We start from the raw sequence: 24,897 nt of genomic DNA, 5'->3' as shown, positions 1-24,897 counted from the left end.
CCTGGTACGGGAGTGGTCCGGGTGGCCCGGCTACTTGACGGCGCCCGCGGTGAGCCCCGACTTCCAGAACCGCTGGAGCAGTGCGAAGGCGAGGATCAGCGGGAGGACGGCGAGCAGCGAGCCCATGATCACGACGGGGTAGTACTCGGGGGACACAGTGGCGGAACTGTTCCAGGTGTAGAGCCCCAGACTGACCGGATACAGGTCCTGGTCGGAGAGCATCACCATCGGCAGGAAGAAGTTGTTCCAGATGGCGGTGAGCTGGAAGAGGAAGACGGTGACCAGACCGGGCCCCAGCATCCGCAGCGCGACCCGGAAGTAGGTGGTCAGCTCACCGGCGCCGTCCACACGCGCCGCTTCGAGCACCTCGTTCGGCACGTACCCCTGACTGAATATCCGGCCGAGATACACACCGAACGGATTGAAGAGCACCGGGATGAAGACCGACCAGAAGGTGTTGACCAGCCCGGTGCCGGACGCCATCAGATACAGCGGGAGGGCCAGCACCGTCTGCGGCACCATGACGGCGGCGAGGACCAGGCCGAACAGCTTCTCCTTGTGCGGGAAGCGGTACTTGTCGAAGGCGTAGCCGCAGGCGATGCTCACGAGGGCTCCGAGCGCGGCGCCGAGGACCGCGTACAGCAGGCTGTTCCCGTACCACCGCCCGTACAGTCCGCCGTCCATCGCGAACAGGTCCTTGAGGTTCTGCACGAAGGCGAAGTGGTTCAGCGACAGCACGTTGCTGCCGAACAGGGCGTCCCGGTTCTTCGACGCGGCGAGCACCAGCCACAGCACCGGCAGCAGCGTGTACAGCACCGAGATGCCCACCACCACATTGACGACGGAGCGGCCGAGAAGCCGGGGCCGCAGCGTGGCGGCGGTACGGGTGGGGCTCGTCGCGCTCATCGGGCGTCCTCCTCGGGGGCGTTGGCGCGGTTGGTCCAGCGGGTGACGCCGTAGGAGAGGGCGATCGTGCAGATCAGCAGGACGACCGAGGCGGCTGCGGCCAGGCCGTAGTTGTTACGGGTGAACGCCGCGTCGTAGATGTACATGCTGGGCGAGAACCGCGAGTTGATCATGGGGGTGGACTGGCTGAGCAGCATCGGCTCGGTGAACAGCTGGAGCGCGAAGATCAGGGTGAACATCGCCACCATGACGATGGACGAACGCACCAGCGGCGTCTTGACCTGGAGCGCGGTACGCACCGGTCCGGCCCCGTCGACGACCGAGGCCTCGATGACCTCGTGGGGCACGGCCTGCAGTGCGGCGTAGAAGACCACCATGTTGTAGCCGAGATTGCTCCACAGGGCGATGTTCACGATCGAGGGCAGGACGGTGTGCACGCCGAGGAAGTCGATGGTGATGTCGGCCTTGCCGAGCAGATCGATCACCGGGCTGAGCCCGGGCGTGTACAGATACAGCCAGATGACGGCGGCGATGATGCCGGGCACGGCGTGCGGCAGGAACAGGCCGAGCTGGGCCCAGGAGCGCAGCCGCACCACCCCGGAGTCCAGCAGCAGCGCCAGCGCGAGCGCGGCGATCACCATCACCGGGATGTAGATGACGCAGTACAGGAAGACGGTGGCCAGACCACCGAGAAACGTCGGGTCGGTGAGCACGGCCGTATAGCTGCGCAGTCCGACGAAGACGGTGCGCTCCGGGCCGAAGCCGAGCCCCGGCTGGTCGTCGCTGAAGAAACTGAGCCAGACGGCCGTTCCGACGGGGATCAGGAAGACCGTCACGAGAAGTACGAAGAACGGTGTCATCAGGGCGCCGCAGGCACCGAGTTCACGGCGCCGGGCCGACCTGCGGGCGGAGCGCGCGGGCGCGGCGGCCGACCGGGCGTTCGCCGGGTGCACGGGGGTGATCGAGGGGGTGGAAGCGGGGGCGGTCATGAGTGTCACCTGCCTCTCTGCTGCTGGGAACGTGGGAAGTGGCGAACGGGGTCAGTCGCTGCGCTCGGTGGTGGCCAGGCCCAGTGCCTTGAGGTCCGGCATGGTGCCCTGCTGGGCGGCGCGTACCGCGTCGATCAACGAACCCTGGCCGCCGCCCGCCCGCGCGAAGCCGTCCTGCATCACCTTTCCGGTGGCGGTCATCCGCGGTCCCCAGAGCCAGCCGTGCCGGATCTTGCGCGCCTCCTCCTCGAAGACCGTGTAGATGTCCTGGCCGTTGTAGTAGCTGCGGTCGAAGGCCTTGCGGCCGACGGCGACGAGACCGGGGGCGGCCGGATACTGGCTGCTGCTGCCACTGGAGAGCCGGGCGCGCAGTGCGTCCGGGTGCGACACCTGCCACTCGATGAACTCCAGGGCGGCCTCCGGGTGCCGGCTGTCCTTGGTGACCGCGAAGGTGGAACCGCCGTGGGTGCCGACGGCCGGATTCGCCGGATCCCACTGGGGGAGCGGGGCCACAGCCCACTGGCCCTTCTGGGCAGGCCGGGCGTTCATCTGCGCCCCGGCGTCCCAGGCGCCGCTGAGCCGGACGAGGATCTGGCCGTTGCTGATCTGGGCGTCGCTCTGCCGGCTGTCCACGGCGTTCATGAAGACCAGGTCCTGGTCGATCAGCCGTTGCCAGTACGACGCGACGCGGCGGGTCGGCTCGTCGGCGAGCGACACGTTCCAGGCGCCGTCCGAGGTGTCGAACCACTGGGCGCCGGCCTGCCAGGCGAGCGCCGCGAACTGCATGGCACCGTCGGTGGCGAAGGTCGCCAGGCGCCGGTCCGGGGCCCGGCGGCGGACGGTCCGGGCCACTTCCTCGAACTCGTCCCAGGTGCGCGGCACTTCGAGACCGAACTGCTGGAACAGGTCGGTGCGGTAGTGCATCAGCATCGGCTCGACGTCCAGCGGCACACTGAAGACGCGCTTCTCGAAAGTGGTCAGTCCCAGCGCCTGCGGCAGCAGCTTGGCGCGCAGTCCGTCGCCGATCAGATCGGTGAGCTCGCGTGCCACCCCGTCGATGGCGAAGCCGGGGACCTGGGGGTACTCGATGGTCGCGACATCCGGGGCGTTGCCCGCCCGGGACGCGTTACTGAGCTTGGCGTAACCGCCCTGGCCTCCCGTGGGGATCTGCTGGAAGTCGACCTGGACGCGGTCGTGGGTGCGGTTGAACGCGTCCACGACCTCCTGGCTGCCGCGCAGGGCCGACCAGAAGGTGATGTGCGTGGCGCGCTTCGCGCCCTTGCTGCTGATGGTGCTGGTCTTGCTCGTGCTGCCCGACTTCGATGCGCCGTCACTGCTGCTGCAGGCGCTGAGAGCGCCCGTCAGCGGCAGGGCGGCGATCGAGGCGAGCACGGATCGACGGCTCTGTCGACCAGGCATGGGTGCCTCCCGCGGCTCCTGATTCGAGACACGGGAATCCTGATCGGCTGATCGGTACGGGTCAATAGATCGCTCAGAAGAAAATTAAAGCGGTCAAACGATCAGACTTCGGAAGTGGGAAGCGACTGCGCCGAACCGCGGATCTTCAGAGTGGGCAGCAACTCCGTCCTGCGCACCGGACCGGTGGCACCGACGGTCCCGGCCAGCCGGTACAGCAGCAGCTCGGCCGCCGCCCGCCCGATCTCCGCCTTCGGTGGCGCCACCGCGGTCAGCGGCGTACTGCCCAGGGCGGCGACCACATCGTCGTACGCCACCACCGAGCAGTCCCGCGGCACCTGGACGCCGCCCTCCGCCAGTCGCTGCACCAGCATCAGCGCGTCCACATCGCCGTGCAGAACAGCCGCCGTGGCGCCCCGTTCGCGCAGCAGCGCGGCAAGGTCGACCGCTGTGGCATCGTCCTCGGGTTCGGGAGCGGGCGCGGCTTCGGCCGGTGCGCCGGGCGTCTGCGGACCGGGGCCGGGCACCGCCGCCGGCGAACTGAGCACTATCGACCAGTCCTCCACCTCCGGACGGGCCGCCGCGATCTCGGCGAACGCCGTCCGGATGGTGCGCGCCGTCGGACTGTCGTCGCGGGCGGCCAGGACGATACGGCGGTGGCCCAGCGACACCAGATGGTCCACGGCCAGATGTGTCCCGTACCAGTGGTCGGAACAGACGGAGTCCAGCGCGTGCAGCGCACTGCCCGGCCGGGGCCGCCGCTCCATCAGCACGGTCGGCACCCCCACCTCCGCCAGCCAGCCGTAGTCCAACTCCTCCGAGAGCGCGTTGCGCCACCGTGGGGCGATCAGCAGCCCGCGGGCCCCGTCCGCCAGGGCCCGCTCCACCAGCGGCCGTTCGGCGCCCGCCGACTGCGGCGCGATGTGCAGGGCGATCCGCATCCCGGACTCCTCCAGCACGGTCCGGGCGCCGTGCAGCGTCTCGTACAGGTACGAATGCCGCTCCGGTACGACGAGGGCCACCGCAGCGCCGTCCCCGGCCGGCTCCCCGGTCCGTGCTGCCGGGACCGTGGCGGGTTCCGGCACGTCGACCACCGGACGGGCCACCCCGTGTCCCCGCCGCAGCCTCCCCACCCGGGTCAGTTCCTCCACGTCCCGCCGGATCGTGACCACCGAGACATCCAGCTCGGCGGCGAGCACGCTGACCTTGACGGCGCCCCGCGACTGCACCACCGACAGGATTCGCTGACGCCTGAGTTCAACCGGCTCCCGCATGCTGTTGGCCCCCTCGCCGTACCGCCGCGCATTGTTCGTTTGAACGCTTCCTGTGAGCGCTTGCGTCGCAGCATAGCGATCAGCTCGGCGCCGTCCATGGCGGCCGAGGCCTGCGTGGTCTCCATGGCCGAAGATCGTCGAAAGGGGCGGGCGACGGGAACAGGTCCCGTGCCTGCCCCTTGGTGGCGTGGGAGGCGCAGTGGTCCCCGACCTGGCGGACGCCCGGCACACCTCAGGGGCCGCTGGGAAACGGCCCCTGAGGTGGATCCGCCGGCGACTCTACGGCTGTCCCAGCGACAGCCGGTCGAGGTCGGGCGCGGACTCCTCGTCGTTGTAGATCCTGATCGTGTTGGCGCCCGCGGCGAGCGTCACCGGAACGGTGGTCGTCGCCGGGGTGCTGTTCCCGATGCCGCTCACCGCTGCTTCGACCGGCGCTCCTCCGTTGACGCTCACCAGGAACGAACGATCCCCGTTCACCGTGTAGTCGATGAACAGCGTGTATGTGCCGGCCCGGTCCACGATGACATCGGGGAACCGGACATCGGCAGCCGCGCTGCCCCCGATGTTGCGCACCTTCTCGCCGCCGGAGCAGGGCGAGCAGCCGGTCAGACCCGCGGTGCCGAGCGTGTTCCGCGAGTCCTCGGCCTCGCGCATGAACACCCGGTCCGCCGGGCGCGGCCGGACGCCGACGCTCTGCGTCACCTCGTGCGGTGTGCCGAGCGTCAGGAAGGCCGCGGTGACGGGCACCGTCGTCGACGCGACATCCGCGCCGGGCGGCGAGGTCAGCGTCCAGCTCGCCGCCAGGGTTTCGCCCAGCCGCATCGACGACGCCGTCGCCGGATCGCCCTCGACCGACCAGCCCGCAGGAACCTTCGGGGCGAGCCGGACACCGTCGAGTATGTCGTCGGCGTCGAGCCGCAGCTTCGCCGTCACCTTGATCGACTGCTGCCCGGCGCCGACCCATTGCAGCCCGTGCGGATCGACCGTCATCGTCGTCTTGGGCACGTACGACGTCGGCGGCAGCGGTCCGACGGCGATCCGGTCGAGGCCCGGTCCCCGGGCCGCCCTGCTGAACACCTCGACCGTATTGGCGCCCGCGACCAGCGGCACGGAGACAGCTGTGGACCCCGGCACGTCCGGGTTGCCCGCGGGCACCGCCACATCGATGGCCGCGGCGCCATTGACCCGCACCGACAGCGAGGTCGCGGATCCGGCGGTGTGGTCGAACTGGAGCCGGTAGTTCCCGGCTTCGGCGGCCGTCACGTCGCGGAACGTCACGGAGCTACGTGCTCCGCCGCCGAACCCGACGAGCCGGGACGAACCCGAGCAGGCCCCGCACGCGGACGCCCGTACGCCACCGTCCCGGTCGTTGCTCCGCGACTCCGCCTCCAGCGGCACCTGCGCCGAGCCCGACACCGGCGCCCCGTGGGCCACCTTGATCTCGTCGATCCTGAGCCGGCCGAAGAAGTCCGGTGCCTGCGGACCGGCCCAGGTGTTCCGTACGTCGAGCTTCAGATAGCGGGCCGTCCGTTCACCGATGTCGATGAACTGCACCCCACGGGCGCTCGGCAGCGCCCCGGTACGAACCGTCCTCCAGTGCCTTCCGTCGTCGCTCGTCGAGACCGAGTAGTCCTTGATCCGCGCGGAGTCCTCCGGCCTGCCGAACGTCGACCGGGCGTGCGTCGGTGACCATTCGCGCTGGTTGACCGCGAGCGAGGTCGCCTTGCGGCGGCTGCCGAGATCGATCGTCACGGACGCGGGGAGCTTCCCGTCACTGTCCCAGTAGTTCTCGTGACTTCCGTCGACGACATCGGCGGCCGGGTGCCCGGTGGCCGCGGACGAGGCCGTGGCCCGCAGGGAGTTCTGCGGGTAGTAGGACTGCTGCCGGCCGTCCGTCTCGACCTTGAACACCGTGTCGTACGGATCCCAGTCGGCGATCCCGAGGATCGTCAGATAGCCCCCGGACTGGCTGAACGCCATCGCTTTCCCGGTGCGCACATCGGTCACCCCCGTCGCGCGGTATCCGTTGTCCCGCAGGCGCACCAGATCCGTTCGGGGCCGGGTCACCACATGCACGTACTGAGTCCGTGCCCCGGGCCCGACGGTGACGACACCGTGCGCGCCGTCGTTCCAGAAGCCGGGCTGCATCCCGCCGTACATGTATCCGCCGCCCTCGGTGCCCTGCAGCGAGGACCGGATCGGGGCGGTCCAGTCGGCCATGAAGTCGTTGTACTCCTGCTGGCTCGGCGGGAACCTGCCGTTCACCATCGCCGTCTCCGCCATCAGCGACTTCATGGACGAGCCCGCGTTGGTGATGTACCGGCCCGTGCTCAGCCGGAAGTCCACCGGGTGGTCCTTGCCGTCGTACCACCAGTCGCCGCTGGTCGGCAGCTTGTAGTCACCCTCGGAGATGCGGGGCATCGGCGTGAACGCGGCCGACGGATAGTCGTACGCCGGAGTCATGCCGGTCTTCTGCTCATTGCTGACCGTGTCCATGATCGGCGTGTCCTCGTTGTTGTTGGTCAACAACCAGGACGGCCGCTTCGCCCGGATCTGCTCGTAGAGGTGATGGTTCTCCCAGTACTCGTTGTCGTTGTCGATCCAGAACCCGGCCAGATCCGGGTAGTTCTCCATCACTTCGAAGAACTGGTCGTAGCTGAACCGGCCGAACCCGTCGCGCGTCGTCAGGTCGACCTTCTCGCCCTTGTACGCGGAGTACGCGTCCGAGTCGAGCGTCTGCACCCCCGGCACCTCGTTGTGCCACTGCGGATCGTCGGTCATGTACAGCATGACCTCGATGCCCTTGGCCTTGCCCGCGTTCACGAGCTCGCCGAGGAAGTCGCGCTCCGTGGAGCAGCTGCCGGGGATCTTCGAGGGCCACGGCCGCGCATAGCCCAGTCTGCTGTGGAAGGTGGCAAGGACGATGTACGAGGCGCCGAGCTTGCGGGCCTCGTCGACCCAGTAGTCGGCGGTCCAGCCGCCCGCGGTGACGTCGTGCTCCCACGCCTCACAGTCGACATGGCGGGGCGCGGTGAACATGCCCCAGTGGAGGAACAGACCCGCCGTGGACTCGCGCATCCACTGCTGGCGCGGATGCTGGACCTCGGCGGTGGCGGCGGGTGCGCCGAGGAGGGCCGCTGCCATGGCCAGGGCCAGGGACAGACAGAACAGGGTCCATCTGCGCCCCGCCGGTGAGGTGCGTGGTCTGCCCGTTGGCCGAAGTGCTGGAGATGTGCGGCTGTGCGGTACGAATGGCATGGCCGTCGCCCTCTCGCCGGGGCCGATGTGGGTGGAGCCACGGTGGCTGCCCACTGAGACATCCGATGCTTACAACGCCCCTGTCCGAGGTCAAGACTCCTGACGTGCAACTACCCAGTAGGTAGGGTCAATTGGGCTGGCGATGGAGGGAGTCGTGTGACAACACATCGGATGAGTCGGTGCAAAGTCGGGCGTTGAGCGAGGGACTCGATCGCGGCCCGAAAATGGGTGCGACTACCATCTGTTCCTGGCATGGACACCCTCACACTCTGGCAACTGGCGGCGCTGGCCGCGGCATCCGCACTCGTAGGCTTCTCCAAGACGGCCGTCAGCGGTGCCAATACGATCAGTCTCGCGGTCTTCGCGGCCGTACTCCCGGCCCGCGAGTCCACCGGGGTACTGCTCCCGATCCTCATCGCGGGCGATGTGCTCGCCGTCCTCACCTACCGCAGGCACGCGCACTGGCCGACGCTGCTGCGGCTGTTCCCCGCCGTCGCTGTTGGCGTGGTGGCCGGCACGCTTTTCATGATGTGGGCCGACGACGACGCGGTAAGGACATCGATCGGCGCGATTCTGCTCTTCATGGCAGGCGTCACCGTCTGGCGCCGCCGTTCCGGCGCCGAGGGCAAGGAACCTCCGGAGGAGTCCGGCCGCCCGTCCCGGACGGGTCGGCTCAAGGCCCGTTCGTACGGAGTGCTCGGCGGCTTCACCACCATGGTCGCCAACGCGGGCGGCCCGGTGATGTCGCTCTATCTGCTCTCGGCCGGTTTCCGGAAGCTCGGCTTCCTTGGTACGTCGGCGTGGTTCTTCCTGATCGTCAACACCTCCAAGGTGCCGTTCAGCGTGGGCCTCGGCCTCATCGATGCCCAGTCGCTGCTGCTGGACGCCGCGATGCTGCTGTTCGTCATTCCCGGCGCCTATATCGGTCGCAAGTGCGTGGACCGGATCAACCAGAAACTCTTCGAACGACTGGTGATCGGCGCGACCGTGCTCGGCGGCCTCCAGCTGCTCGTGGGCTGACCGCACCCGGCGGCACGGCAGGGCCCTCCCGGACCCGAGGGTCCGGGAGGGCCTGAAGAGGCCGCGACAGCCCCCGCGTCAGACGATGTCCGCCGCGATCTCCGCCTGCTCACGGGCGTTCCCGTACGCGGACGGCGTGCCGTACGAACGGCGCGCGACGAACCACCACACGGTGGCCAGCACCAGGACCGCCACCAGTGCGATCGAGGCATAGTTCATCGAGTCGATGGTCACCGGCGACGACTGCGGAAGCAGGAACAGTACGGTCACGATCGCCACCCACACCACGGCGATCCAGCCGATCGGCTTCGACCAGCGGCCCAGGTGCCAGGGGCCGCGCTGGAAGCGGTCGCCCGCGCGCAGCTTCAGGAAGATCGGGATCGCATAGGCGGGCGTGATGCCGATGACATTGATCGCGGTCACCGCACCGTACGCGGTCGCGGAGTAGAGGGACGGAAGCGCGAGCAGTCCGGCGACGACGACCGACAGCCATACCGCGTTCACGGGTGTCTGGGTGCGGGCGCTCACCTTGCGCCACAGCGCCGAACCCGGCAGCGCGTTGTCCCGGCTGAACGCGAACACCATCCGGCTCGCCGCGGCGACCTCGGCGTTGCCGCAGAACAGCTGGGCCGCGATCACGATCAGCAGCATGGCGGTGGCGCCCGAGGTGCCGAGCGCGTCGATCAGGATCTGGGCGGGCGGTACACCGGTGGCGGTGTCCTGGGTGCCCGCGTAGTCCTGGATCGCGAACGTCAGACCGGCGAGCAGCACGAACCCGGCGATCCAGGAGACCCAGATCGAGCGGACGATGCCGCGGGCCGCCGTCACCGAGGCGTTCGACGTCTCCTCCGACAGATGGGCGGAGGCGTCGTAACCGCAGAAGGTGTACTGCGCGAGGAGCAGACCGATCGCCGCCACATAGAGCGGGTTCTGCCATCCCGTGTCATTGACGAACTCGGTGAAGACGAACGACGGCGACTGGTGGTGCGAGGGGACGATCGCCAGCACGGCGACGATCACGGCGACACCGGCCAGATGCCACCACACGCTGATCGAGTTGAGAACGCTGACGAGGCGGACCCCGAAGAGGTTCAGCACGGCATGCAACAGCAGGATGCAGACAAAAATGATCATGGTGTGGCCGGGCGTCGGGTCGAAGCCCCACTGCAGGTTCATCAGCGCGCCGGTGAACAGAGCGGCGCCGTAGTCGATGCCCGCGATCGCACCGAGCAGGCCGAGCAGATTCAGCCAGCCGGTGTACCAGCCCCACTTGCGGCCACCGAGCCGGTCCGCCATGTAGTACAGCGCGCCGGACGTCGGGTACGCGCTGGTGACCTCGGCGAGCGCCATGCCGACGCAGAGCACGAACAGGCCGACACCTGCCCAGCCCCAGAGCATCACCGACGGTCCGCCGGTCGACATGCCGAAGCCGTACAGGGTCATGCAGCCGGACAGGATCGAGATGACGGAGAAGCTGATGGCGAAGTTGCCGAAGCCGCCCATGCGACGGGCCAGCACCGGCTGGTAGCCGAGTTCGCGCAGCCGCTGCTCCTCGTCCTTCTGGGGGTTGGCCTCCGCGCCCGGCTGGGCCGAGGTGGATATGGACATGACAGATACCTCCGTGAGCGGGATGGGGATGGGATGGTCTTCTGCGGGGCGACGGCACCGTGGGCTCAGCCGTGCGGTCCGCGTCCCGGTTCGCGTGCTGTGGCGAGACAGCGGCTCCGGGCACGCAGGAACACGTCCTCGGCGGCCGAGGGGTCGTGGGGGGTGCGGGTGCGGTGCGACCAGGGCAGCGTGGTGAAGTACGGCCCGAGCGCCCGGAACACGGGGACCGCGTCGGCGAACCGCAGGGAGCCCCACAGCGCGTGGGCGAGATGATTGACGTCGAGCAGGGACTGTCCGGCGGGATCCGTGCGGTGGAACCACAGGCGCAGGGCCCGCTCGGCATCCCGTTCGGCGTCCTCGGTGACCCAGTGAAGGTCCAGAGCCTTCTCCTGCCCGTGCTCGCGGCGGTAGCGCTCGACCCGCACATACAGCGGCAGGACATGGAGCGCGGAGCCGTCGGGTGCCGAGGAGGCCGCCCACTGGGCGAAATTGACCGCCTCCGAGAGGGTGCCGCCGGCCTTGCGCGCGTATACGAACTGGAGCATCCGATGGTAGGCCTCGCGGTTGCCCGGATCGCGCCGGTCGGCCTCCGCCAGCAGGCCCCACGGACCGGGAAAGAGCATCGGCCCCGGCGGATGCAGCCGGTGCTCCTTCAGTCGCTGCTCCTCGTCCAGTTGGGACAGGGCCAGCAGGCACACCCATGGCACCGGGTCGGCCGGGGTGGCGTAGGCGGCGGCGCTGCAGGCCTCCCAGGCTTCCTGCCACAGTTCCTGCGCCCGGTGGTGTCCTTCGCGATGAGCGCGTACCGCCCGCTCCACGACGACCCGTGCGTGCATCACGACAGCTGCGACGCTCCCGGGCTCCTCGGCCCGCCAGGCCTGTACGGCGTCGGATCCCGCGGCGACCGCTCCGAGCACCTGGGTGCGCTGGGTCCACAGCGTCCAGTCCGGAGTGCTCTCCAACAGATTGCGCATGGAGACCCAGCGACCGGTACGCAGGTCCTGTAACGCGGCACGTAACTCGTTGTCATGTCCGGCAGGGTGATAGACCGGCCGGAAATCACTGTTGGCCATGGGCTCGCCCCGCTCCCGTGCGACAGGGCCGAACGGGGCGGATCGGGGGTGTTCTCAGCACGTCACGCCGCCCGGAGGCGGTACAGCCATGCAGGAGCGGAAGGCCCGGTGACCGTGATGTCGGTGCACGGGAAAGTGTGTCGGTCTCATCAATCCTCAAGCACGTGGGGGGTGAAGCAGCCTTTGGAGAGTGAACTGCTCCGGAGTGTCCGGTTGTTGCTCGGCGGTGAGTGTAGAACGCCTGGTGCCGACCACCTGACCGATTCGCGGATCTTACTCAAGTCCTCTGAATCAAAGGTGAGTTGACCACCATGCGGTCGCTCCGTCAGGGGTACGGACGGTGCTTGACGTACGCGGTGGTCTGCACCACTGTGTGCATCAGCGACCAGTGATCACGATTCCGTTCAAGCCGCAGAGCTTCCGTACAGCTGGAGTGTCGATGACAGGCCCGGTACTCGCCGTGGACCAGGGCACATCCGGCACCAAGGCGCTGGTGATCTGCCCGGAGCGCGGAGTGATCGGTTCCGGATCGGCTCCGGTGCGGCCTCGGTACGGCGCCGGGGGAGTGGTCGAGGCCGACCCCGCCGAGCTGCTCGCCTCGGTCGTCGACGCCGGACGGCAGGCGGTGCACGAAGCCGGCGAGCCGGTGGCCGCCGTCGGACTCGCGAACCAGGGGGAGACCGTGCTCGCCTGGGACCCCGCGACCGGGCGGCCGCTCACCGACGCCATCGTCTGGCAGGACCGGCGGTCCGCATCGCTGTGCGCCGAACTCGCCGGTCACGGCCAGGAGTTGAAACAACTCACCGGTTTGCCGCTCGATCCGTACTTCGCCGCCCCGAAGATGGCCTGGATCCGCCGCGAGCTGACCCGCGAGGGCGTGGTCACCACCAGCGACGCCTGGCTCGTCCACCGACTGACCGGGGCGTTCGTCACGGACGCGGCGACCGCGGGACGAACCCAGCTGCTCGACCTCGACCGGGTCGGCTGGTCACCCGCCGCCCTGGACATCTTCGGCCTCTCCGGTGAACGGCTCCCGTCCGTCGTCGACGCCGCCGGGCCCGTCGGTGTGACGCGCGTCTTCGGCGGTGAACTCCCGCTGACCGGACTGCTCGTCGACCAGCAGGCCGCCCTCCTCGCCCAGGGCGCCCTGGAACCGGGCACCGCCAAATGCACCTACGGCACCGGTGCCTTCCTCCTCGCCCAGACCGGGCCCACGCCGCGCCGCGGCTCCACCGGGCTGGTCAGCTGTGTCGCCTGGCAGCTCGGCGGACGTACCAGCTACTGCCTCGACGGGCAGGTGTACACCGCCGCATCCGCCGTCCGGTGGCTCACCGACCTCGGAGTGATCTCCGGCGCCGCCGACCTCGACCCGGTCGGCTCCACCGTCCCCGACGCCGGCACGGTCACGTTCGTACCGGCGCTCGCCGGACTTGCCGCACCCTGGTGGCGCAGTGATCTGCGCGGCTCGGTCACCGGCCTCGGCCTGGACACCACCGCGGGGCACCTGGTGCGGGCCCTGTGCGACGGCATCGCCGCGCAGGTCGTCGAACTGGCCGATGCCGTTGCCACCGACCTCGGCGGACCGCTGACCTCGCTCCGCGTCGACGGCGGCCTGACCCGCTCCGCGCTCCTCATGCAGACCCAGGCCGACCTGCTGCAGCGGCCGGTCGAGGTGTCCGCGCTGCCGGACGTCACCGCACTCGGCGTCGGGGCCGTCGCCCGGCTGGGCCTCGACCCGCAGTTGCCGCTCCACCAGGCGGTACCCGCATGGGAACCGGCCGCCGTCTACGAACCGCGGATCGGCGCGGACGAGGCCGCCGAACGTCTCGCCCGGTTCCGCGCGGCGGTGGAGACCCTGCTGGACCGCGCATGACGGGCATCGCCGACCGGCGCGGCCCGGGAGAGACGACATGACACCGACGATCACCGCGACCGGAGCCCTGGCGCACCGCCTGCCTGACGGGGACGGGGACGCGACGACGTACGACGTGACCGTCATCGGTGCAGGAGTCGTCGGCACCGCCGTCGCCCGCGAACTCGCCCGCTACCGGCTGCGCACCGCCCTCATCGACGGATCGGACGACATCGGCAACGGGACGTCGAAGGCCAACACCGCGATCCTGCACACCGGTTTCGACGCCGTGCCCGGCTCGCTGGAAGCCCGCCTCGTGCGCGACGGTCAACGCAGGCTCGCCGCGTACGCCGCCGTGACCGGCATCCCGGTCGAACGCGTCGGCGCCCTCCTCGTCGCCTGGGACGAGGAACAGCTCGCCGCACTCCCCGCCCTGGCGGCAAAGGCGGAACGCAACGACTACCACGCGGCACGCATCATCGAAGCCGGCGAGTTGCGTGCCCGTGAACCCCATCTGGGCCCGGGTGCGCTCGGCGCGCTGGAGATCCCCGACGAGAGCATCATCTGCCCCTGGACGACGCCTCTCGCGTACGCCACCCAGGCCGTGCGCGCAGGAGTCCATCTCCACCTCAACTGCCGGGTCCGGCACATCGACAGTGGTCAGGACGTCCACACCCTCACCACCACGCGCGGCCCGCTGCGCACCCGCTACCTGATCAACGTCGCCGGTCTGTACGCCGACGAACTCGACCGGCAACTCGGCCACGACGCCTTCACCGTCACTCCGCGCCGCGGCCAGCTCATCGTCTTCGACAAGCTCGCCCGCGATCTCGTCGACCACATCCTGCTTCCGGTTCCCACCGCGGCCGGCAAGGGCGTCCTGGTGGCACCGACCGTTTTCGGCAACGTCCTGCTCGGGCCGACCGCCGAAGAGCTCGACGACAAGACCGCCACCGGATCCAGCGCCGACGGTCTCGCGCTCCTGCGCGAGAAGGGCCGCCGGATCCTGCCCGGACTGCTCGACGAGGAAGTCACGGCCGTCTACGCCGGACTGCGCGCCGCCACCGGCCACGAGGACTACCGCATCCGGGCCTACCCCGACCAGCGGTACGTCGCCGTCGGCGGTATCCGCTCCACGGGCCTCACCGCCTCCATGGCCATCGCCGCGTACGTCACCGAACTGCTCGCCGGCACCGGCCTCGACCTCGGTACACCGACCGAACTGCCGCCGCTGGTCATGCCCCAGCTCGGTGAGGCCTTCCCCCGCCCGTACCGGCGTGCGGAGCTGATCGCCGCCGACCCGGCCTACGGCACCCTCGTCTGCCACTGCGAACGGGTCTCCGCGGGCGAGATCCGGGACGCGCTGACCAGTACGATCCCGGCGCGGTCGAAGGACGGGCTGCGGCGCCGGACCCGGGCCGGCGGCGGACGCTGCCAGGGGTTCTACTGCGGGGCCGCGGTCCGTGCCCTGATCGAGGAGGCCCGGCCATGACCCGGCGCGAGCGGACCGTCGATGTCCTGGTCGTCGGGGCGGGACCGGCCGGTCTCGGCGCCGGGGCCGAACTCGCCGCGTCCGGCGCGGGCCACGTCGAGATCCTGGAACGCGAACAGACCGCGGGCGGCATCCCGCGCCACTGCTTCCACGGCGGATTCGGTGCCGGCCGCATCGGGGGAGGGGCCATCGGGCCCGTGTACGCACGACAGTGCGTGGCCGCGGCCGTCCGGGCCGGAGCCACCCTCCGTACCTCAGTCACCGTCACCGGCTGGGCCGGACCCCGCACGCTCGACACCACCGGACCCACCGGACTCGAACGCATCACCGCGCGCGCCGTCGTCCTCGCCACCGGCGCGCGCGAACGCCCGCGCAGCGCCCGGCTCGTCCCCGGCACCCGCCCGCCCGGCGTCTACACCACCGGTGAACTGCAACAGGCGGTCCACCTCTTCCGGCAGCGGATCGGTACGCGAGCGGTCGTCATCGGCAACGAACCCGTCAGCCACGCCGCGGCGGACACGCTGAGGGTGGCCGGCCTCGACGTGATCGCCCTGGTCACCGACCAGCCGCCGTCCCCGCTGCCCGCCGCCCCGGTACGCGCACGGCACCGCACACCACGCCTCACCCACGCCACCGTCACCGGACTCACCGGCCGGGAGCGGCTCACCGGGGTCTCACTGCGCCACCGCGACGGCCGGACCACGACCCTGCCCTGCGACACCGTGGTCTTCACCGGCGACTGGATCCCCGATCACGAGCTGGCCCGGCGCGGCGGGGCGACCCTGGACCCCGGCACCCGTGGACCCGCATACGACGCCTCGTACCGCACCCTGGCGACCGGTGTCTTCGCCGTCGGCAATCTGCTGCACGGGGTGGAGAGCGCGGGGACCGCGGCCGCCGAGGGCCGGGCCGTGGCCGCGTCCGTACTGCGTCACCTGGCAGCGGATCCCTGGCCGACCGGCCGTCCGGCGCTCGCCGTCGACGCCCCGCTGGAGTGGATCGCGCCGAACCTCGTCGCCCTGGACGGCAGCCGCCCGCTGCACGACCGCTTCACTCTGCGCACCGGCCGGCGGCTGCTCCGCCCGATCCTCGTCGTCGGCCAGGACGGACACGTACTCCACCGGGAGCGGCTGCTGCTGCCCGCCGTGCCGAACCGGTCGTTCCGGCTGCGGGGTGACTGGCTCGACCGGGTGGACCCGCACGGCGGAACCGTGCGGATCACGGTGCACTGAGACCTGGGGCCTCTCGTTTGTCCCTGATCCGGCCTGATCCGAACGAAAGACCTAGGCGCGGCGTCAGGGGATCAGCAGCCAGTCCGAACCGATCGCCGCCACCAGGCCGACGGCCAGCAGCCAACTGCCCAGCCGCGTGCGGCCGTTGCGGCTGAGCTCGATCACGACCCCGCACAGGATCAGCGCAAGCCCGTACACCCCGACCACCAGAACGGACGACCGGCTCGCGATCCGCAGCCCGAGCACGACCGCCATCGCCACCATGCCGACCGACGAGAGGGCGATCCGCAGCCGTCTCGCCTGACGTGGCGTCAGTCTGCGGCCCTCGCCCTCTGCCGCGGCCTCGCCCTCTGCCGCGGCCTCGCCCTCTGCCGCGGCCTCAACCTCTGTCTCGGCCTCGACCTCGGCCGCTGTACCGGCTTCGGGGGCGGGTATCGGGGTGTCCACGGACTGGTCCTGGTCAGAAGTGCTCATGACGCGGGATGGTAATAGCTTCGCGGCGTCGTGTTCGCCCGTCCGGGCGAGGGGAGCCCGAAAACGATCGCAGCCGACCGGCTCGCCGCCTCACCGGTCTACCGGCGCCCCGGCCGCAGACACGGCGCCTCCTCGGCCGCATCCACCGGCTGCGCGTCCGCCGCCTCCACCCGTCCGGCCAGCTCCTGCGCCCAGCCGATCAGTCCATGGACCCCGATCCCGTAGGGGACCGCGTCCCCGAACTCCCCGGGTTCCACGAACCCGCCGGACTGCGCACACTCCGCGAGCGCCGCCGCACCCCGTCGCAACAGCCGCGCCCCGCCCGTCGTGTTGCCGCGGGCCGAATGCGTCAGCCCCACCGCCAGTTGTGCCAGCCCGCGCCACAACTCCCGTTCCTCCTCAGGACCCGACTTCCACGCATCCTCGAACACCTCGTGCGCATGGAACGGCATCCCCGCGTCCAGCAGGCGCTGCGCCTCCCGCAGCGTCTCGTCGGGTGAGCGGATCACCCCCTCCGGCTGCCGCTCCACCCCGGGCGTCCCGTACGGCAGCGGGCGCCCCAGCCCGTCCCGGGGGCGCGCGTTGCGCGCCCGGCCCTCGGCGTCGCGGTCCCTGTGTGTCTCGTCCACCCTTCGATTGTGCCCCGCACCTGCGACGAACTGTCCGAACCACTGTCGGTGGCCCCCCGCGCACGACTAGTGTCGGGAGTCATCCGTACCACTATGGGGAGGGTAGGCATGAAGCCGTCCCGGCCGCTGTACGAGCGCGATCCGGAACTCGCTGCCGCCGCACAAGCCGTGGATGCCCTGTGCGGCGCCCAGGCCGTCGGCGGGCTGTTGATCTTCAGTGGCGAGGCAGGCATCGGCAAGACCGCACTGCTCGCCGAGATCGAGACCCTGGCGGCGGACCGCTGCACCGTCTGGTCCGCGCGCGGCGGCGAGACGGTCACGTCCGTACCGTTCCACGTCGTACGCCAACTCCTGCAGCCCGGCCTCGACCAGTTCCCGCCCGACGAGGTGAAGAGTCTCTTCGGGTCCTGGTACGAGATCGCCGCGCCCGCCCTCGGGCTCGCCGAACCCACCGGCCCGCAGCCCGATCCGCAGGGTGTGCGGGACGGGATCGACTGGGTCGTCGCGCGGCTCGCCTCACGGCTGAGTCACCGTCCGCTGCTGCTGATCATCGACGACGCGCACTGGGCGGACGGCGAATCCCTCGCCTGGCTGGCCTCGTTCACCGCGCGCCTCGGCGAACTGCCCGTCCTGGTCGTCCAGGCGCACCGCCCGGACGAGCTGGCGGCGCGGAAGACGGAGGGCGGCAACGGCAGCGGACACCCGGCACAGGTCCGGGTCGCGCTGCGCGCCCTCACCCCCGACGCCACCGCCGAACTGGTCAGGGCGGCGCTGGGCGACCACGCCGACGATCCGTTCTGCCGCGAGGTGTGGGCCGTCACCGGCGGCAACCCGTACGAGGCGGTCGAACTCGTCGCCAAGGTGCAGGACCGCGAACTGCCGCCACTGGAGGAGTCGGCCGGACTGCTGCGCGAACTCGGCGCATCGGCCCGCGGCAGCGGACTCGTCGCCCGGCTCGAACGGCTCGGCACCAACGCCAACCGGTTCGCCTGGGCCGCCGCCGTCCTCGGCACCGACATCTCCCAGGACCTCGCCGCCACCCTCGCCGGGATGAGCCCAGCCGAGGCCGCCGACTGCACCGCACGGCTGCGCGACGCCCGTATCGTCAGCGGCTTCGACCCGCTCGAATTCGTCCACCCGCTGATCGCCACCGCCGTCTACCGCTCCATCCCGCCGGCCACCCGCACCGCCATGCACGGCAGGGCCGCCTGGGCGATCGCCCGGGCCGGACTGGGTGCCGCCGCGGCCTCCCGCCACCTCCTCGAAGTCCACCCGGACGACGACCAGGAACTGGTCGAGCAACTCCGTGAAGCAGCCGGCCAGCACCTCGCTGTCGGCGCACCCGAGGCCGCGCGCCGCTGCCTGGAGCGAGCCCTGCGGGAACCGCCGCGCCACCAGGTGCGCGCCACGCTGCTGTACGAACTGGGCTGCGCCACACTGCTCAGCTCCCCGCCCACCACCGTCCAGCATCTGCGTGCCGCCCTCGATCTGCCCGGACTCGACGACGACGTACGGGTCGACGCCACCTTCCGGCTGGCCGCGGCCCTCTCCCACAACAACCAGCTGAAGGAAGCCGCGCTCGCCCTCGCCGCCGAGGCCGGACGCACCGCCCCCGGCCCGGGTCAGATGCGCCTCCAGGCCGCGCACTTCATGTGGGAGGGCATGCAGGCCGCCGAGGACGACGGCCCCGGCCGCTCCCGTCGGCTCGCGCGCAACGCCGACCATCTCACCGGCAAGGACAACGCCGAACGCGCCCTGCTCACCATCCGCGCGTTCGACGCCATGCTGCGCGGCGAGAACTCCCAACTCATTGTCGACCTCTGCGAACGCGCCCTGGTCGACGGGCGCCCCGCCCGCGGTCTCGGCTGGACCGACACCGAATGGGGCTTCGAGTTCCCCACCCTGGTCGGTATCACCTATGCCTTCACCGACCAGCTCGACCGGGCCGAGGAACTCTTCAGCGAGGCAGTGCGCGCCTTCGAGATCTCCGGCTGGAGCGGCGCCCACCTCGCATTCGCGCACACCCTCCTCGGCCTGGTCCACCGCCGTCGCGGCCGACTGGCCGAGGCCGAGGGCTTCCTGCGCGAAGGGCTGCGGCTCGCCGACCGTGTCGGCAGCGGTCTGCCCGTCCACTGGGACGCCGCCTGCCTGCTCATCGACACACTGCTGGCCCGCGGCCGCGTCTCCGAGGCCCGCACGATAGCTGACAGGTACCACTTCGGGCTGCCCTATCCCAGCGCCATGGTGCTGCCCGACGCGCCGTGCGTCCGGGGCCGTCTCCTGTTCGCCGAAGGCCGTACGAAGGAGGCCGTCACCGAACTGGAAGCGGCCGGCCAGGCACTCGAGCCGCGCGGCAGGTTCAACGGCATCTGGGCCCCCTGGGCCGGCGATCTCGCCCGCGCCCTGGCCGACGACGACCCGGCCCGCGCCGCGCAACTCGCGACCTCGGCCCGGGTGCACGCGGAGAGGTTCGGCACGGAGACCGCGATCGGCGAGGCGCTGCGCTGCGTCTCGCTGTTCGCCCGCCCCGAGGACGCCCAGCACCTGCTCGCCGACGCGGTCCGGCACCTGGAGGCCTCCCCGTCCGCGTACGAACATGCCCTGGCCCGCTTCGACTACGGCGTCGCGATCCGCTCCCCGAAGGAGCTCGCCCGGGCGCAGAAACTTGCCACCGCGTGCGGCGCCGAATCGCTCGCCACCCGCGCCCACCAGGCACGGGCGTCGATCCGGTCAACGGAGTGAGGTAATGTTTGTCCTGCGCGGCCGCCTGGGAACACCGGGGGAGTCGTAGCGGGACGTGGCGCAGCTTGGTAGCGCACTTGACTGGGGGTCAAGGGGTCGCAGGTTCAAATCCTGTCGTCCCGACAGAGATGTCGGAATTTTCCGCAGGTGAGGGGCGCTCTTCGGAGCGCCCCTCACGCGTGGGCGGGGGCCGTGCGGGAGCCCTCTTCGGACGCCGAAGCGGCGGCATCATGCCGAGCGTTGTCCACGAGGCGGTGTCACGCGCGGTCAGCGCCCGGGCAACGTCTCCTGCAGCCAGTCGAAGACGACCTCGCAGTGCTGCTGCGGGGCCATCGGGGAGCAGTGCAGCTGCGCGCCGGTCGCAGCTGTGAGCTTCACGTAGTCCTTGGGGGACGTCAGTTTGTCGAACATCTGTCGCGGCTGCCCCGGATAGAACTGCTCGTAGTCGTAGTCCAGGACCAGCGTGGGCATCTTGATGCGCCCTACGACATCCGTGATGTCGAGCGACTTGATCAGCTGGGCGGGGGTGTAGAAGTCCGTGAACATCTTCCCGTCACGGGCAGCGAGCATCGCCGGCACGGAGAAGGGTTCGAACCGCTTCTTCAACGTCGCGGCCTCGGCCGGAGTCAACCCGGGGACGACCTGCTTGTTCCAGATGTTGTTCGTCTCCGCCTTGTCCGGGGTGAGGATCTTCCGGATCTCCGGGGGGAAACCCAGCCACGGAGCCAGAACGCCGGGCATCGCCACCAGGGCGGCGATCCTGTTCTCGAAGGCGGCGGCCCGCGGTGACAGGTCGCCCGCCATGCTCAGCCCGGTCAGGGCGATCCTCCCGGCGTCCACGTCGGTGCGGGCGACCAGCCAGTCGACGAGGGGAGTGACGACCGTTTCCCAGCGCGGCGTGAACACCACCCGGTCCACGAAGAGCAACTGCCCCTGACCTGGTCCGTCATACACGAGGGCGTTCCAGCCGCGCTCCAGGGCGGCCTGGACGCCGTAGGTCCACATGTCGACGTTCTGACCGTCGCTGCCGTTGGTGAGGATCACGGTGGGGCGTCGCTCGCCGGAGTCGTCCGGCCTGAAGAACCAGACAGGAAGCGGCGTCCTCCCGAACGGGACGTCCGCCGTCACCGGGGGCGGGGCGGACAGCCTGCAGAACGTGTCCCAGCCGCGGCGCCCGGACTTGTACAGCCCTTCCTCACCGCCGGGGTCGTCGGAGCCGAGGACGAAGAACAGCGCCTGGCCGTAGTACTGCGATGCCCGCAGCGCGCGAAGGCGCGTCGTCTCCGTCCCGGCCTTGCTCGCCACGGGCGCCACCATCAGCTGATCACCGAGGTTCTTGAACGTCCCGGTGTACGTCTGCGCGGAAGGCCCGGCCTTGTTGATCTCGTTCACGGCGGTGAGCACCTCGCCCACTTCGCCGGCACCCTGGCCCGCGGCGCCGAGTGCGAGAAGCCCGTTGAAGTTGAACCCCGGATCCTTGAACAGGGTCATCACCCCGGGCGTGGCACCGTCCGCGGAGCCGGTGGCCGATCCCGTACGACTGGGTGTGGGCCCCTGCGCGGAAGTTGCGCCCGAGGGTGTACAGCCACCTGCCAGCAAAACCCCGGCCCCACCGGCGAGCCCGGTGAGCGCGGTCCGCCGACTGAGGCCGGCTGCGTCCTTCGATACGTGCGTCATGCCAGCCGACCGTAGGAGCCCCGACCCCTGCACCTCGATGCACGACACCTGCCGTTCCCCCGAACAGCCTGCTTGCCGCCGAGGGCCGCAGCCCGGGGTGCGGAGCCCGACGGCACGATGCGTCCGGCCGCTGCTGCGCCGCCCGGCCTTTGGTGCCGCCGCCCAGGTGCATGGGCAAGGCCCGCTTGTCGCGGCGCCCCCGGCGGAAACAGGCTGGTTGACGCGTTCTAAGCGACCGCTTAGTATCCAGAAGGTCCGCACCCGCCCGATCACCGCCCCTGGAGTCCGCCGTGACCTCACTGTTCTCCGTCTCCGGCAAAACCGCCCTGGTCGCCGGAGGGTCCCGCGGTATCGGCCTGATGATCGCCCGAGGCCTGGTCGAGGCCGGGGCCCGGGTCTACGTCAGTTCCCGCAACGCAGCGGCCTGCGAGGAGGCCGCGCGTGAGCTCTCCGAGCTCGGCGAGGTGATCGCACTGCCCGCGGACCTGTCGCAGGAGGAGGAGTGCCACCGGCTCGCCGCGGAGATCGCCGAACGCGAGGAGCGGCTGCATATCCTGGTCAACAATGCGGGCGCGACCTGGGGTGCCCCACTGGACGAGTTCCCGGTCAGCGGCTGGGACAAGGTGATGGACCTCAACCTGCGCAGCCCCTTCCTGCTGACCCAGGCACTGCTGCCGCTGCTGCGCAAGGCCGGCTCCCATGACGACCCTGCACGCGTGATCAACGTCGGTTCCATCGACGGCCTGCACGTCAACCCGCTGCCCACTTACTCCTACGCGGCGAGCAAGGCCGGACTGCACCATCTGACCCGGGTGCTGGCCAAGGAACTCGGCCCGCAGGGCATCACCGTCAACGCGATCGCCCCCGGCCCGTTCGAGTCCAGGATGATGGCCGCCACGCTGAAGGCACAGGGCGACGCCGTGGTCGAGTCCGCTCCGCTGCGCCGGATCGGACGCCCTGATGACATGGCCGGCGTGGCGGTCTATCTCTCCAGCCGGGCCGGGGCGTACGTCACCGGCGCGGTGATCCCCGTCGACGGCGGCATCGGCACCACCGTCTGAACCGCCGCTCGGACGCGTACCCGTTTCCGCTGCCCTCCCCGATCGGACCCGTACCCATGGACTCCCTGCTGCTCTCCCGCCGCGACCTGGACTTCCTGCTCCACGACTGGCTGGACGTCACCGCCCTGACCCGCCACCCCCGTTACGCCGACCACGACCGGGACACCTTCGATGCGGTACTGGACCTCAGTGAGGCCATCGCGACCCGGCACTTCGCCCCGCACAACAAGAAGAACGACGCCGAGGAGCCGCGCTTCGACGGCGAGCGGGTGCATGTCATCCCGGAGGTCGGGCAGGCGCTGCGGGTCTTCGCCGAGGCCGGCCTGACCGGCGCCGCGATGGACTACGAGGTCGGTGGGCAGCAACTGCCCACCGTGGTCGCCAACGCCTGCATGTCCTGGTTCCAGGCCGCCAACGTGGGCACCGCCGCGTATCCGTTCCTCACGGTCGGCAATGCCAACCTGCTCCTGGCGCACGGCAGCAAGGAGCAGGTCGACACCTATGTGCGGCCCATGGTCGAGGGCCGGTTCTTCGGCACCATGTGCCTCTCGGAGCCGCAGGCCGGCTCCTCGCTGGCCGACATCACCACCCGGGCGGTGCCGCAGGACGACGGTACGTACCGGATCACCGGTACCAAGATGTGGATCTCCGGCGGTGACCACGAGCTCAGCGAGAACATCGTCCACCTGGTGCTGGCCAGGATCCCCGGTGGGCCGGCGGGCGTGAAGGGCATCTCGCTGTTCATCGTGCCCAAGCTCCTGGTCGAGCCGGACGGCAGCCCGGGCGAGCGCAACGACGTGGTGCCGGCCGGCCTCAACCACAAGATGGGCTACCGCGGCACCACCAACGCCCTGCTCAACTTCGGCGAGGGCCGGCACACCCCGGGCGGCGCCCCGGGCGCCGTGGGCTTCCTCGTGGGCGAGGCCCACCACGGGCTGGCGTACATGTTCCACATGATGAACGAGGCCCGCATCGGCGTCGGGCTCGGAGCCACGGCGCTCGGCTACACCGGCTATCTGCACGCCCTCGACTACGCCCGCACCCGCCCGCAGGGCCGACCGCTGACGGGCAAGGACGCGAACGCCCCGCAGGTCCCCATCATCGAGCACGCCGACGTACGCAGGATGCTGCTGGCACAGAAGAGCTACGTGGAGGGCGCCCTCGCGCTCAGCCTCTACTGCAGCCGCCTGCTCGACGAGGAACGCACCGCCGAGCAGGAGCCCGGACGCGCACGCGCCCGGCTGCTGCTGGACGTCCTGACGCCCATCGCCAAGAGCTGGCCGTCGCAGTGGTGCCTGGCCGCCAACGACCTCGCCATCCAGGTGCACGGCGGCTACGGCTACACCCGCGAGTACAACGTCGAGCAGTTCTACCGGGACAACCGTCTCAACGCCATCCACGAGGGCACGCACGGGATCCAGGGACTGGACCTGCTCGGCCGCAAGGTCGTCACGAACGGCGGAGCAGGGCTGCGTCTGCTCCTGGAGACCATCTCGGCAACCGTCGCCCGCGCCACGGCGGGCGGCGGCGAGGCGGCCGAGCTGGCCGCGTCGTTGGAGCAGGCCGCGGCCCGAGCCGGGCGCACCACGGCCGGGCTCTGGTCGACCGGAGACCCCGCGACCGCCCTGGCCAACGCCTCCGTCTACCTGGAAGCCGTCGGCCACGTGGTGCTGGCCTGGATCTGGTTGGAGCAGTTCCTCGCGCTCAAGGACGGCACGGACGACTTCCACGAGGGCAAGCGACAGGCGGCCCGGTACTTCTTCCGCGTGGAACTACCGCGTACGGGACCTCAGTTCGACCTGCTCGACAGCCTGGACCGCACCGCGGCGGACAGCCGGCCCGAGTGGTTCTGATCCACGGGCTCGTGGCGCCTGTCATCCTCACCGGAGAACAGGCACATCGCCGCGCAGTCGAGACCATGGCCGCCCGACGGATTCGGGCGGTCGGCGTATCGGCACTCATGTGACGGGCGCATGAGTGCCGCCGGCCACGCCTGTCCGGCCAGGGTCGCACTCGTGTGCGGTGTGTCGCCTGCTGAACAAAAACGCTTGGACTCTGCGGGCGCCGTCGCGGGACACTGTGATTCCTGGCCCGCCCGTACTCGCACGGTGGCGTCGCCGCGATCTGCGCGGGGGGCTTTGTCGTCGTGCCCCGCCTGTCGGAGGACGACCCGAGCGCGGGCACTCACTCGAAC

17 protein-coding genes and 1 tRNA gene are annotated in these 24,897 nt (G+C 70.4%); 8 read left to right on the top strand and 10 right to left on the bottom strand.

Annotated features, from left to right (window positions below):
* Positions 1–30: 30 nt before the first annotated feature.
* The 5 genes from OHA88_RS10060 to OHA88_RS10040 all read right to left on the bottom strand — a co-directional run bounded on the left by OHA88_RS10060 (position 31) and on the right by OHA88_RS10040 (position 7,729).
* Complete coding sequence (locus OHA88_RS10060; RefSeq protein ID WP_328625190.1) at positions 31–906, bottom strand: carbohydrate ABC transporter permease; 876 nt, start codon at positions 904–906, stop codon at positions 31–33.
* Complete coding sequence (locus OHA88_RS10055; protein ID WP_326625573.1) at positions 903–1,895, bottom strand: carbohydrate ABC transporter permease; 993 nt, start codon at positions 1,893–1,895, stop codon at positions 903–905. Before OHA88_RS10055 ends, OHA88_RS10060 begins: the two co-directional genes overlap by 4 nt.
* A gap of 51 nt (positions 1,896–1,946) precedes the next feature.
* Positions 1,947–3,314, bottom strand: a complete 1,368-nt coding sequence (locus OHA88_RS10050) for an ABC transporter substrate-binding protein (RefSeq protein WP_328625189.1) — start codon at positions 3,312–3,314, stop codon at positions 1,947–1,949.
* 101 nt (positions 3,315–3,415) lie between these two features.
* Complete coding sequence (locus OHA88_RS10045) at positions 3,416–4,585, bottom strand: substrate-binding domain-containing protein (protein ID WP_328625188.1); 1,170 nt, start codon at positions 4,583–4,585, stop codon at positions 3,416–3,418.
* Positions 4,586–4,864: 279 nt separating this feature from the next.
* A complete protein-coding gene (locus OHA88_RS10040) occupies positions 4,865–7,729 on the bottom strand; it encodes an alpha-L-fucosidase (protein ID WP_328625187.1) in 2,865 nt (954 codons plus the stop codon).
* A gap of 366 nt (positions 7,730–8,095) precedes the next feature.
* On the opposite strand from OHA88_RS10040, the gene OHA88_RS10035 reads away from it, so the two are divergent.
* Positions 8,096–8,863: a sulfite exporter TauE/SafE family protein gene (locus OHA88_RS10035; protein WP_313940326.1), complete on the top strand. Its 768-nt coding sequence runs from the start codon at positions 8,096–8,098 to the stop codon at positions 8,861–8,863.
* 78 nt (positions 8,864–8,941) lie between these two features.
* Here OHA88_RS10035 and OHA88_RS10030 read toward each other — a convergent pair whose 3' ends face one another.
* Positions 8,942–10,471, bottom strand: a complete 1,530-nt coding sequence (locus tag OHA88_RS10030) for an amino acid permease (protein WP_328625186.1) — start codon at positions 10,469–10,471, stop codon at positions 8,942–8,944.
* Between the two features lie 65 nt (positions 10,472–10,536).
* Positions 10,537–11,544: a hypothetical protein gene (locus OHA88_RS10025; protein WP_328625185.1), complete on the bottom strand. Its 1,008-nt coding sequence runs from the start codon at positions 11,542–11,544 to the stop codon at positions 10,537–10,539.
* A 439-nt stretch (positions 11,545–11,983) separates the two neighbouring features.
* Between OHA88_RS10025 and OHA88_RS10020 the strand changes: the two genes are divergently transcribed.
* Genes OHA88_RS10020 through OHA88_RS10010 form a run of 3 tightly spaced genes read left to right on the top strand, consistent with a single transcriptional unit; the run spans position 11,984 to position 16,120 of the window.
* A complete protein-coding gene (locus OHA88_RS10020) occupies positions 11,984–13,417 on the top strand; it encodes an FGGY family carbohydrate kinase (RefSeq protein WP_328625184.1) in 1,434 nt (477 codons plus the stop codon).
* Between the two features lie 37 nt (positions 13,418–13,454).
* On the top strand, positions 13,455–14,888 hold the full coding sequence (locus tag OHA88_RS10015) for an FAD-dependent oxidoreductase (protein ID WP_328625183.1): 1,434 nt from the start codon (positions 13,455–13,457) through the stop codon (positions 14,886–14,888).
* Positions 14,885–16,120 (top strand): FAD-dependent oxidoreductase, encoded by a 1,236-nt coding sequence (locus OHA88_RS10010; RefSeq protein ID WP_328625182.1) that lies wholly within the window; start codon positions 14,885–14,887, stop codon positions 16,118–16,120. The genes OHA88_RS10015 and OHA88_RS10010 overlap by 4 nt, the downstream gene beginning before the upstream one ends.
* Before the next feature lie 63 nt (positions 16,121–16,183).
* Here the strand turns inward: OHA88_RS10010 and OHA88_RS10005 are convergent, their stop codons facing one another.
* Positions 16,184–16,594 (bottom strand): hypothetical protein, encoded by a 411-nt coding sequence (locus OHA88_RS10005; RefSeq protein ID WP_328625181.1) that lies wholly within the window; start codon positions 16,592–16,594, stop codon positions 16,184–16,186.
* Positions 16,595–16,692: 98 nt separating this feature from the next.
* Positions 16,693–17,223 (bottom strand): DUF309 domain-containing protein, encoded by a 531-nt coding sequence (locus tag OHA88_RS10000; RefSeq protein WP_328625180.1) that lies wholly within the window; start codon positions 17,221–17,223, stop codon positions 16,693–16,695.
* 108 nt (positions 17,224–17,331) lie between these two features.
* Between OHA88_RS10000 and OHA88_RS09995 the strand changes: the two genes are divergently transcribed.
* Together OHA88_RS09995 and OHA88_RS09990 are read left to right on the top strand one after the other, a co-directional pair.
* Complete coding sequence (locus OHA88_RS09995; protein ID WP_328625179.1) at positions 17,332–19,965, top strand: ATP-binding protein; 2,634 nt, start codon at positions 17,332–17,334, stop codon at positions 19,963–19,965.
* A gap of 49 nt (positions 19,966–20,014) precedes the next feature.
* Positions 20,015–20,088: transfer RNA gene (locus OHA88_RS09990), tRNA-Pro, on the top strand.
* Positions 20,089–20,232: 144 nt separating this feature from the next.
* On the opposite strand, the gene OHA88_RS09985 is transcribed toward OHA88_RS09990, so the two are convergent.
* Positions 20,233–21,456 (bottom strand): alpha/beta hydrolase family protein, encoded by a 1,224-nt coding sequence (locus OHA88_RS09985; protein WP_328625178.1) that lies wholly within the window; start codon positions 21,454–21,456, stop codon positions 20,233–20,235.
* A gap of 476 nt (positions 21,457–21,932) precedes the next feature.
* Here OHA88_RS09985 and OHA88_RS09980 point away from each other — a divergent pair, with 476 nt between their 5' ends.
* Both OHA88_RS09980 and OHA88_RS09975 read left to right on the top strand, forming a co-directional pair.
* Positions 21,933–22,703 carry an SDR family oxidoreductase gene (locus tag OHA88_RS09980; RefSeq protein WP_328625177.1) on the top strand — a complete coding sequence of 257 codons (771 nt, stop codon included), beginning with the start codon at positions 21,933–21,935 and terminating at the stop codon, positions 22,701–22,703.
* Between the two features lie 56 nt (positions 22,704–22,759).
* Positions 22,760–24,556 (top strand): acyl-CoA dehydrogenase, encoded by a 1,797-nt coding sequence (locus OHA88_RS09975; RefSeq protein ID WP_328625176.1) that lies wholly within the window; start codon positions 22,760–22,762, stop codon positions 24,554–24,556.
* Positions 24,557–24,897 lie beyond the last annotated feature (341 nt).

The sequence above is a fragment of the Streptomyces sp. NBC_00353 genome, from assembly GCF_036108815.1.
In the GTDB taxonomy this organism is placed as follows: Bacteria; Actinomycetota; Actinomycetes; order Streptomycetales; family Streptomycetaceae; genus Streptomyces.
This window is presented reverse-complemented; position numbering and strand designations above follow the sequence as displayed.